The organism is Pseudomonas citronellolis (assembly GCF_029335315.1).
GTDB classification, from domain to species: Bacteria; Pseudomonadota; Gammaproteobacteria; order Pseudomonadales; family Pseudomonadaceae; genus Pseudomonas; species Pseudomonas citronellolis_A.
Window position 1 is genome coordinate 15,603 of the sequence record NZ_JARJLT010000079.1, and the last position, 9,122, is coordinate 24,724.

Annotated in this window: 11 protein-coding genes; 4 read left to right on the forward strand and 7 right to left on the reverse strand. The window is 65.7% G+C overall.

Annotated elements, in window-relative coordinates:
• Position 1 precedes the first annotated feature (1 nt).
• Genes P3W75_RS06875 through P3W75_RS06895 form a run of 5 tightly spaced genes read right to left on the reverse strand, consistent with a single transcriptional unit; the run spans position 2 to position 3,648 of the window.
• Positions 2 to 742 carry a hypothetical protein gene (locus tag P3W75_RS06875; RefSeq protein WP_276226616.1) on the reverse strand — a complete coding sequence of 247 codons (741 nt, stop codon included), beginning with the start codon at positions 740 to 742 and terminating at the stop codon, positions 2 to 4.
• Between the two features lie 36 nt (positions 743 to 778).
• A complete protein-coding gene (locus P3W75_RS06880) occupies positions 779 to 1,471 on the reverse strand; it encodes a C39 family peptidase (RefSeq protein WP_276226617.1) in 693 nt (230 codons plus the stop codon).
• A gap of 55 nt (positions 1,472 to 1,526) precedes the next feature.
• A complete protein-coding gene (locus P3W75_RS06885) occupies positions 1,527 to 2,549 on the reverse strand; it encodes a heme utilization protein (RefSeq protein WP_276226618.1) in 1,023 nt (340 codons plus the stop codon).
• 57 nt (positions 2,550 to 2,606) lie between these two features.
• Positions 2,607 to 3,197: an adhesin gene (locus tag P3W75_RS06890; protein ID WP_276226619.1), complete on the reverse strand. Its 591-nt coding sequence runs from the start codon at positions 3,195 to 3,197 to the stop codon at positions 2,607 to 2,609.
• A gap of 1 nt (position 3,198) precedes the next feature.
• Positions 3,199 to 3,648 (reverse strand): hypothetical protein, encoded by a 450-nt coding sequence (locus P3W75_RS06895; protein ID WP_276226620.1) that lies wholly within the window; start codon positions 3,646 to 3,648, stop codon positions 3,199 to 3,201.
• A 602-nt stretch (positions 3,649 to 4,250) separates the two neighbouring features.
• Between P3W75_RS06895 and P3W75_RS06900 the strand changes: the two genes are divergently transcribed.
• Both P3W75_RS06900 and P3W75_RS06905 read left to right on the forward strand, forming a co-directional pair.
• Positions 4,251 to 5,081 (forward strand): undecaprenyl-diphosphate phosphatase, encoded by an 831-nt coding sequence (locus P3W75_RS06900; protein WP_276226621.1) that lies wholly within the window; start codon positions 4,251 to 4,253, stop codon positions 5,079 to 5,081.
• 10 nt (positions 5,082 to 5,091) lie between these two features.
• Positions 5,092 to 5,784, forward strand: coding sequence for a DUF1294 domain-containing protein (locus P3W75_RS06905; RefSeq protein WP_276226622.1), 693 nt, complete (start codon positions 5,092 to 5,094; stop codon positions 5,782 to 5,784).
• On the opposite strand, the gene P3W75_RS06910 is transcribed toward P3W75_RS06905, so the two are convergent.
• Entirely contained in the window at positions 5,781 to 6,686 is a 906-nt protein-coding gene (locus tag P3W75_RS06910) for a LysR substrate-binding domain-containing protein (protein WP_276226623.1), read from the reverse strand. The genes P3W75_RS06905 and P3W75_RS06910 overlap by 4 nt on opposite strands.
• A 115-nt stretch (positions 6,687 to 6,801) precedes the next feature.
• Here P3W75_RS06910 and P3W75_RS06915 point away from each other — a divergent pair, with 115 nt between their 5' ends.
• Positions 6,802 to 7,410, forward strand: coding sequence for an FMN-dependent NADH-azoreductase (locus tag P3W75_RS06915; protein WP_276226624.1), 609 nt, complete (start codon positions 6,802 to 6,804; stop codon positions 7,408 to 7,410).
• A gap of 51 nt (positions 7,411 to 7,461) precedes the next feature.
• On the opposite strand, the gene P3W75_RS06920 is transcribed toward P3W75_RS06915, so the two are convergent.
• Positions 7,462 to 7,938: a thermonuclease family protein gene (locus P3W75_RS06920; protein WP_276226625.1), complete on the reverse strand. Its 477-nt coding sequence runs from the start codon at positions 7,936 to 7,938 to the stop codon at positions 7,462 to 7,464.
• Between the two features lie 423 nt (positions 7,939 to 8,361).
• Between P3W75_RS06920 and tpx the strand changes: the two genes are divergently transcribed.
• Positions 8,362 to 8,862 carry a thiol peroxidase gene (gene tpx / locus P3W75_RS06925; RefSeq protein ID WP_276226626.1) on the forward strand — a complete coding sequence of 167 codons (501 nt, stop codon included), beginning with the start codon at positions 8,362 to 8,364 and terminating at the stop codon, positions 8,860 to 8,862.
• Positions 8,863 to 9,122 lie beyond the last annotated feature (260 nt).

Consider the following 9,122-nt stretch of genomic DNA (forward strand, 5'->3'; position numbering starts at 1 on the left):
ATCAGATTCCTCCCGCGCGTAGGTTCTTCAGCATGTCGAGGTTGCAGTTCAGCGCCCCGGCGGACGGCATGTTGTTGCGCAGCACCACGTTGAGCTCGGTGAGGTTGCTGACCAGGTTGCTGTCGCCGAGCAGCTTGGTCGCCTGCAGCAGGCCATTGGCGCCGAGGTTCTGCAGGGCGGTGCCCTGGTTCTGGTTGGCGGCGATGGCGATCTGCACGCCGCCGCCGGCCTGCGTGACCTGGACGGTGCCGGCCGCGCTGGAGTCGGTGAAGCTGCCGTTGAGCGCCTGGCCTTGTGGCTGGCTGTTATCCGGCGTGTCGGACTCCTTCACGTTCAGCGCGAAGTTGTTCCGCGAGGTGTTGAAGTTGCCGGCAGAGCGTGACGATTGAGTTACGCCGCCGGTCTGCGCCAGGCCGGCGCCGCCGGTGACGGTACCGGTGCCGGAGGCGATCTGGTTGCCGGAGCCGTTGCTCTTGTCGGAGGAAACGTAGAACTGCGGCATGTATTGGTTCTTCTGGCCCATCTCCATGCTGACGGTTGCACCGATCCTGGCATTGTTGGAGTTGGTCCAGGTGCTGCTCATCACGACGCCGAAGCTGATGATCCGCCCGGGCAGGGTATAGCGCCCGCGCAGCTGGGCCATTTCGGCGTCTTTCAATTCGATGGGTTTGAATGCTTCGGTCGCAGTGGCCGGGAGGCTGGCGGCCAGGCAGATGGCGCTCAGCCAGATTGGAATTTTCATGTCCTTCTCCCGGGCGTCCAGCCCTTTATCGATAACTTAGAAAAAGTCGCTCTGGATAAAGCCGTAATCCATCAGTTCGGTGTCCTTTACCGGGCGGAATCGATCCAGCCTGTTGCGGGCGGTGAGGGGCTCCGGTGGCGACATGAGGGCGTTGTCCTTGTCGTAGCCGGGACCGATCACGGCGAAGATGATGCCGTTCCAGCCCTTGGCGAAGTCGTCGTGGCGATAGCGTTTGTTGCCAAGCACGGGGTCACCGACGTAGACCCATTCCTTGTTGGCCCGCTGCAGCACGACGAAATGCTTGTAGCCGTTGATTTCCATCATCACGATGACCGGGACCTTGAGCGTCTCCAGGCTCGGGGCCGACACCCGATAACCGCGCCCGCGCATGCCGATGGCCTGGACGTAGTTCTTCATGTCGAGCATCGAGAAGCCCTGGGTCCGTACCAGGTCGGCGTTCGCCTTCACCAGCATGCCCTCGATGACGAAGTGCTCGTCCACGTCGAGGTGGTAGGCCTGGCGAAGGATGGTCGCCAGCGCCGCCGCGCCGCAGCTGAAGTCGGTTTTCTGCTGGACCAGTCCGCTGAAGCGCCGTTCGCGAAGGCTCTCCACCTTCTTGAAGGCCAGCGCGCCGCCGGGCAGAACCGCGAACCCCTGGTTGGCAGCCTGGACCTGGCCCGCGCAGCACAACGCGAGGGCGATCGCCAGGCAGGACAGTACCGGTCTCATCGCTAAGACTCCCGCAAAGAGAGAGGCTCCGTTGCCGGAGCCTCCCAGTGCTGCGTTACATGCAGGCTTTGCAACCTGCAGCGATGGCCAGCGAGTTGCTCTGCTGGTTGTTGGTGCCGGCGGAAATGTTCACGCCGATGTTGCCGGAAGCTCCTTGCAGGGAGTCCATCATGATGGCGTTGTTTTTCACGACATCTTTGTAGCCGTTCGGCACCCATTTGTTCCCGGTGTAGAAGCCCACCAGATGGATGTCGCCTTCTTCGGTGAAGGTGGCGTCAGGATGTTTGTTGCCGCCGTTCTTGTCGTCGTAACCGCCGCCTCTGTGATCCTTGTCGTAGATCTTCCCTTCACCCTCGTAGGTGCCCTTGGCTACGAAGAAGCCGTAGGTGGTTTGCTCCTTGTACTTGGTGGTGGCGAGGTTCTGGACGGTGTTGTTTTGCGAGTCCTGCCCGGTCGCGGCGGCGGCGATGGCGATACGGCCGCCAGATACGGCTGCTGCGAGCGAGTTGGACTGTTGGTTGTAGTTGCCGGCGGTGATGTTGACGCCGATGTTGCCGGAGGTGTTGTTGAGCGAGTCGCGCACGGAGGCGTTGTTCTGCGTACCGTGGTTGGTCACGCCGGCGTTCGGGCCGCTTTGGTCGGTGTAGGTAACGGCGAGTGCGGTGCCGAAGACGAAGTCCTCGTCCGCGGTCGACAGCGCAGCGCTGTTGCTCTGCTGGTTGACGTCGCCAGCTGCCATGTTCAGACCGATGTTGCCGGCCGCGCCGTCGGCGACGTTGTTGCCGCCGCCTTCGTCGCTGCCGCCGCCACCGCCGCCGTTGCGGGCGGCTTCATCGCCACTGCTGCCATTCACCGAGCCGCCCAGGCGAGCGGTGTTTTCGGTGCCTTCGTTGTTGACCGTGCCTTGACTGATGTGTTGCTCCGTCACGGTTACGGCCGCTGCCCCAGCGTCCTTGGTTGCGTACGGATCGGGTTTGTACCGGTCGTTTCTGTCGTGATCGTCACCTGCATAAGCCGATACAGCGATGCCAGCGGCGATCGCGAAAGCCAGCGGCTTAATTACCATCGATGCTTTCATGGTGGTTCTCCTTTGCAGATTTTTTCGTGTTGTTTGGATACGACACTACTTATCGGGTCAATCCGCGACCCGGATGCTCAGGGTGTTGGCCATGTGGTTGCCCACCCCGGCACTCTGGTTAAGCTGGACCACGCCCTGGCTGCTCCTGAACGCCTGGTCGCTCGTGTCGACCCTGCGCTCGCCAGAGGTGCTTCCACCCGCTCCCGAGTTCGGTAACAGCGTGACGCTCTGCTGCGAGAGCTCGCTGTCGTCCATGCCCTGCGGATAGGCGCTGATGCTGATCCGCATGGCGTTTACCTGTTGGCTGCCGGCACCGGCCGCCTGGTTGACGCCGACGGCGCCGCTGCCATTGGCGAAGGAGTTGCCTTCGATGGAGGAGCGCGTCGACTGGCTGAGATCGGTACTGGTGACGTTGCTTTGCGTGAAGCGGGTGCTGGCCTGGGCCTGGCTGCCGATGGCGATGGCGCGACCGTTGGCCTGCTGCTGGGCGTCGCCGGCCGCCTGGTTGACGCCGACGTTGCCGTGATAGCCGGGAGCCACGTTGCTCAGCGTCGACTGGTTGATGGTCATTGGCGTCGGTGCGCCATCGGCGAGGGCCGCGCCACAGAACAGGGCGAGCAGGCCGGAAAGCAGGGCATGCTGTTTCATGTCAGGGTGCTCCGGTCAGGACGCGCAGCGGTGCAAGGCCCTGGGTCACGCTGCGGTTCACGGTGTTGGCGATGCTGTTGCCGGTGCCGCTATGTCCGGAGTTCATGCCCGGCAGACCCTGGGCGGTGCTCTGGTCGATGCCGTGGGGGCCGGTTAGGGTGCCGTTCTGCAACACGCGGCCGGAGAGCCCGGTGCCGCTCGACACGCCGGCGATATCGTTATCGGTCAGCTCGTTGCTGGTCAGGCGGTTGACCTGGGGGGAGATGTTCGGATTGACGGTGGTCGGATTGGGGTCCGGCACCATGGTCGGGGTGGTTGCCATGCGCGGCTGCACGGTTCGGTTCAGGACGATCGTTCCGTCGCCCGCCTCGGCGACGGCGCTGACCAGCAGCGTTCCGCAACAGACCAGAGCGACGAGCAGTGAGCCGCTCCTTTCCTTTGAGTTCCCCATGATGGCGATCCCTTTTGGTGCGCTGTGCCCTAAACAGCAGTACCAACCTGGAGCATTAGCCGTGCCGGAATCTGTTTTCGCTTTGTTTTCAGAGGTTTGTAGGAAGAGGGTGAGAGCGGGTGGAGGTTTACTGTATCCGTGTTGAAACACTGGCCAGCATGCGCGAGCCGCTCTGGAAGGCTGGAACCGCTCTAGAACGGTGCTGAAGATAGATGCGTATCACCGCTGATACGGTTTTTCGTGAAGCTGTCGATGTTTGCGTGTTTTCTGAGTTTTACGCCTGCAGCGGTGTTTCAGGGGTGAGACATGATGGCCCCTGAAGTAACATTCTGGTACGAAAGTGCACTGTTAATTCAAGGGTTTAGGCACGCTTCGGCAGCTGTAAAGGGAATGATCGGCGGCCCCGGTTGTCAGACCTCACCGCTTCGTCGCCGAAGCGCTGTCGCTGTCGCCCATCGTCCGTGTGAGAAATTTTCGTTACACCCTCACCGCCGGCGATGCAATGCAGTAGCATTCCGAGCCCTCGCGGGCCAGGCTCGCGAGTTATGGCGAGGCGTGCAGAGATTCATAAAACCTATAAAGACGCCATTGGGGGAAGCAGTATGGAGTCGTGGAATGCCTTCCAGGCGTTCGTTCTTGGGGTGGTGGAGGGGCTGACCGAGTTCCTTCCGGTGTCCAGCACCGGCCACCAGATCATTGTCGCCGACCTGCTGGGTTTCGTCGGCGAGCGGGCGCAGGCCTTCAACATCATCATCCAACTGGCCGCCATCCTGGCGGTGGTCTGGGAATTTCGCGGGAAGATCTTCCAGGTCGTGGTCGGCCTGCCGACGCGGCGGCGCGACCAGCGTTTCACCGTCAACCTGCTGATCGCCTTCTTCCCGGCCGTGGTGCTCGGGGTGGCCTTCGCCGACGTCATCCACCATTACCTGTTCAACCCCATCACCGTGGCCGCGGCCCTGGTGGTCGGCGGCGTGGTGATGCTCTGGGCCGAGCGGCGCAAGCACATTATCCGCGCCGAGACGGTGGACGAGATGACCTGGAAGGACGCCCTCAAGGTCGGCTGCGCCCAGTGCCTGGCGCTGATCCCGGGCACCTCGCGGTCCGGCGCCACCATCATCGGCGGCCTGCTGTTCGGCCTGTCGCGCCAGGCCGCCACCGAGTTCTCGTTCTTCCTGGCGATGCCGACCATGGTCGGCGCCGCGGTCTATTCCGGCTACAAGTACCGCGACCTGTTCCAGCCGTCGGACCTGCCGGTATTCGCCATCGGCTTCGTCACCTCGTTCATCTTCGCCATGATCGCCGTGCGCGGCCTGCTGAAGTTCATCGCCAACCACAGCTACGCGGTGTTCGCCTGGTATCGCATCGCCTTCGGCCTGCTGATCCTGGCGACCTGGCAACTGGACCTGATCGACTGGTCCGGCGCCGCACCCTGAGGAAGCAGCGATGAACCAGGAACGCGACGGCGTCATCAGCCGCTGGGACGACGACAAGGGCTTCGGCTTCATCCGCCCGAAGGCCGGCGGCGCGGAGCTGTTCCTGCACATCAGCGACTTCCGTGGCGACCGCCGGCCCGAAGCCGGCGACGCGGTACGCTTCATCGCCGGCAGCGACCGCCAGGGCCGCCCGCGCGCCGAGCACGCGCGGCTGGCCGGGCTGGCCGTGGACGTGCCGGCGATCCGCCGCAAGCCGGTCGCGCCGGCGACCCGCGCCAAGGCCCGCAGCGGCCGCGAGATCGCCACGCCGGCGCCGCGGCCCTCGGGCGTGGCGTCCGCGCTGATGCTGCTGGGCCTGTTGCTGCTGTTGCCCCTGGCCGGCGTGCTCGTCAGCCTGCGCGCGGGCCTGGGCTGGTGGTTGCTGGCCTACCCGCTGCTCAGCCTGGCGGCGTTCTACGCCTACTGGCGCGACAAGCGCAGCGCCGAGCAGGGCGCCTGGCGCACCCCCGAGCAGACCCTGCACCTGCTGGAGTTGCTCGGCGGCTGGCCCGGCGCGTTGCTGGCGCAGCGGGTGTTCCGCCACAAGACACGCAAGGCCAGTTACCAGATCGTGTTCTGGGTGATCGTCCTGGCGCACCAGCTGTTCTGGCTGGACCGTCTGTTCGGCGGCGCGCTCTTCGCGCGTTTGCTGACGCTGCTCTAGAGCGGTTCGTCGCTGCGCGCGAAGCTCTCGGCCAGGTAGTCGATCAGCGCTCGCACCGCCGGCAGCAGCCCGCGCCGGTGCGGGTAGACCGCCTGGAGGAAAGCCTCCGGTTCCTGCCAGTCGGGCAGCACCCGCACCAGTCGGCCGCTGGCCAGCTCATCGATGCAGTAGTACAGCGGCAGCACCGTGATCCCCAGGCCGGCCAGCGCCACCGTCTTGCGCAGATTGAAGTCCTCCGCCGCCAGGCGCGGTTCCAGGGCCACTTCGCGGCGTTCGCCGCCCGGCCCCTGCAGGCTGAAACGCACCTTGCGGTCGTTGCCCGCGGCGCCGAGCACCGGCAGCCCGGCCAGGTCCTCCGGCGTGCTCAGGTTGCGCCCCTGCAGCAGCGCCGGGGTGGCCACCAGCGCGGTGCCGGCACAGCGCAGGCGGCGGCTGAACAGCGACGGGTCCTCGTCGCCGGCTACGCGCACGCGCAGGGCAACGTCCACTCCTTCGTTGACCAGGTCGACCCGGCGGTTGGTCAGCAGCAGGTCGAGATTGACCTGCGGGTAGCTGGCCAGGAAGCCCGGCAGCATGTCGTTCAGCGAGGTTTCGGCGAGCGCCACCGGGCACGACAGGCGCACCCGTCCGCGCGGTTCGGCGCTGAGCTGGGCGGCCACTTCGTCGGCCATCTCGGCCTCCACCAGCATGGCCTGGCAGTGGCGGAAGTAGCGCTCGCCGATGTCGGTGAGCGCCAGCTTGCGGGTGGTGCGCTGCAGCAGGCGCACGTTCAGGCGCGCTTCCAGTTCCGCCACGCGCCGCGACAGGCGTGACTTCGGCAGGCCCAGCTCGCGGCCGGCGGCGGCGAAGCCTCCGGCCTCGACCACCTTGGCGAAATAGAAGAGATCGTTGAGGTCCTGCATGGGATTGTCCTGCTGGTGGGACGATTAATCACATTTTTACCGACTTATCGATGATTGGCTACATGCGTAGCATTCACTCCATCGCGTCCTACCCCACATTCACAGGAGCCACCCCATGAAACTTCTGCACATCGATTCCAGCATCCTCGGCGACGCTTCCGCCTCCCGCCAACTGAGCGGCGAAGTGGTCCAGGCCTGGACCGCCGCCGAGCCGGGCGTGCAGGTGACCTACCGTGACCTGGCCACCGACGCCATCAGCCACCTGTCCGCCGCCAGCCTGGTCGCCGCCGGCACCCCGGCCGAACTGCGCGACGCCGCGCAGAAGCACGAGGCCGCCCTGGGCGAGCGCAGCATCGAGGAATTCCTGGGCGCCGACGCCATCGTCATCGGCGCGCCGATGTACAACTTCAGCGTGCCCAGCCAACTGAAGGCCTGGATCGACCGCATCGCCGTCGCCGGCAAGACCTTCCGTTACACCGAAGCCGGTCCGGTGGGCCTGGCCGGTGGCAAGAAAGTGATCATCGTCGCCACCGCCGGCGGCCTGCATGCCGGCCAGCCGAGCGGCGCGGCCCACGTCGACTACCTGAAGCTGGTGCTGGGCTTCCTCGGCATCACCGACATCGAAGTGGTTGGCGCCGAAGGCCTGGCCTACGGTGAAGAACCGCGCGCCAACGCACTCAAGGGCGCCCGCGCCGAGATCGCCGCGGCCTTCGCCCAGGCCTGATCGCACTGCGCTAACAGACGAAGCCCCGGCATTTGCCGGGGCTTCGTCGTTTCAGGGCTGCGCCGGCGGCCGCCAGAGCCCGACCTTGCGCGCCCGCGCTTCATGTTCCTCGAAGCTGTACTGGGCGCGCTCCTCTTCGCCTTGCGGGGCGTCGGCGTGCCAGCGCGCCATGCCGACCGCGAGCTGGGCGCGGCCGATATCCAGGGTGTGGCCGCAGCCGGGGCAGTCCGCCGGTTCGACCCAGACCGCCGCGCTGACGTCCCCGCTGTCCAGCCGTCGAGGCCGTACCAGTGTCGCGCCATGACCCTCGGCCAGGCGCTGGAGGTTGACCTTCGAGACCTCGGCATAGGGCTCGCCGGGTCTGGGCGCCTCGATGCCGCTCAGGTGCACCTCGACTCTGCGCTGGTCGGCCAGCCGGCAGGTCAGGCGGTCGCCGCTGGCCACCGCGAGCACCTGGCAGGGCTCGTCGGCCAGCGCGGCGGCGGGGAGGGCGAGGGTGAACAGCAGGGCGGAGCGGGGCAGGCGCATGCGGCCTCCTTCATGGATACCGACGCAGCATACGCCGGTGTCGTAGGGTGTATAACCGTTCGCGGTTATCCGCCGCCGGCCCGAGCGGCGGAGTCGATGGTAACGGCGGATAACGCCGTAGGCGTTATGCGCCCTACAAGGGGCACCGAAACATTCGAGCTACCCCCAACCCCAATCACAAAGCCTCTGGGTTATTCCCCTTCGGGCCAGCGCAAGCGCTGTTCGCGATGGAGCCGCGTCCCGCGTTCGCGGGGATGACGGGGGGAGGTGAGGTGTGCTGATGGAGGTTCACGAGCAGGGCGGCGCGTAACATGCCCGACCGATTCGCTCGGACAAGTTCGTGCTAGGATGGCCGCCGGCCCCGAATTCCCGGCCGCGCCGCCCTCCGTGGCGCGGCCATCCCACGACAGAAGGAATACCGCAATGGCTCAAGTGACCCTCAAGGGCAACCCGATCAACGTCGACGGCAAGTTGCCGCAACAGGGCGACAAGGCCCCGGCCTTCAAGCTGGTCGGCGCCGACCTGGCCGACGTGACCCTGGAGAACTTCGCCGGCAAGCGCAAGGTTCTGAACATCTTCCCCAGCGTCGACACCCCGACCTGCGCCACCTCCGTGCGCAAGTTCAACGTCGAGGCCAGCAAGCTGGCCAACACCGTGGTGCTGTGCGTCTCGGCCGACCTGCCGTTCGCCCAGCAGCGCTTCTGCGGCGCCGAAGGCCTGGCCAACGTGGTCAACCTGTCGACCATGCGCGGTGCCGACTTCCTCGCCAACTACGGCGTGGCTATCAGCAACGGCCCGCTGGCCGGCCTGGCCGCCCGCGCCGTGGTGGTGCTGGACGAGAACGACAAGGTGCTGCACAGCGAGCTGGTCGGCGAAATCGCCGATGAGCCGGATTACGCCGCCGCCGTCGCCGCGCTGAGCTGATCCCGGCCGGGCGCCCTCGCGCCCGCCCCGCCGATGCCGCCCGTGCCCCTGGCCGGGCGGCATCTTCGTTTGTGCGTCGCGGAACGCCTCGCCGCGAATCCCGTCCAAGCTGCGTAAGCCTCGGTTATTCAAAGGTAAATAGCGGGTAAAGAGACTTTGCCTGCGGCCGGGCTGTGCTTATCGTTCGACCCTGAAGGTAAGTCGTTGCGCGCTGCATCGTGGATGCGGCGTTTTTGCGGCTGCCTAGCTATCATCCAAGA

Excerpts from the sequence above, each read along its gene's own strand:
- P3W75_RS06875 (WP_276226616.1), bottom strand. The coding sequence starts at position 742 with ATGAAAATTCCAATCTGGCTGAGCGCCATCTGCCTGGCCGCCAGCCTC.
- P3W75_RS06880 (WP_276226617.1), bottom strand. The coding sequence starts at position 1,471 with ATGAGACCGGTACTGTCCTGCCTGGCGATCGCCCTCGCGTTGTGCTGC.
- P3W75_RS06885 (WP_276226618.1), bottom strand. The coding sequence starts at position 2,549 with ATGAAAGCATCGATGGTAATTAAGCCGCTGGCTTTCGCGATCGCCGCT.
- P3W75_RS06890 (WP_276226619.1), bottom strand. The coding sequence starts at position 3,197 with ATGAAACAGCATGCCCTGCTTTCCGGCCTGCTCGCCCTGTTCTGTGGC.
- P3W75_RS06895 (WP_276226620.1), bottom strand. The coding sequence starts at position 3,648 with ATGGGGAACTCAAAGGAAAGGAGCGGCTCACTGCTCGTCGCTCTGGTC.
- P3W75_RS06900 (WP_276226621.1), top strand. The coding sequence starts at position 4,251 with ATGGAGTCGTGGAATGCCTTCCAGGCGTTCGTTCTTGGGGTGGTGGAG.
- P3W75_RS06905 (WP_276226622.1), top strand. The coding sequence starts at position 5,092 with ATGAACCAGGAACGCGACGGCGTCATCAGCCGCTGGGACGACGACAAG.
- P3W75_RS06910 (WP_276226623.1), bottom strand. The coding sequence starts at position 6,686 with ATGCAGGACCTCAACGATCTCTTCTATTTCGCCAAGGTGGTCGAGGCC.
- P3W75_RS06915 (WP_276226624.1), top strand. The coding sequence starts at position 6,802 with ATGAAACTTCTGCACATCGATTCCAGCATCCTCGGCGACGCTTCCGCC.
- P3W75_RS06920 (WP_276226625.1), bottom strand. The coding sequence starts at position 7,938 with ATGCGCCTGCCCCGCTCCGCCCTGCTGTTCACCCTCGCCCTCCCCGCC.
- tpx (WP_276226626.1), top strand. The coding sequence starts at position 8,362 with ATGGCTCAAGTGACCCTCAAGGGCAACCCGATCAACGTCGACGGCAAG.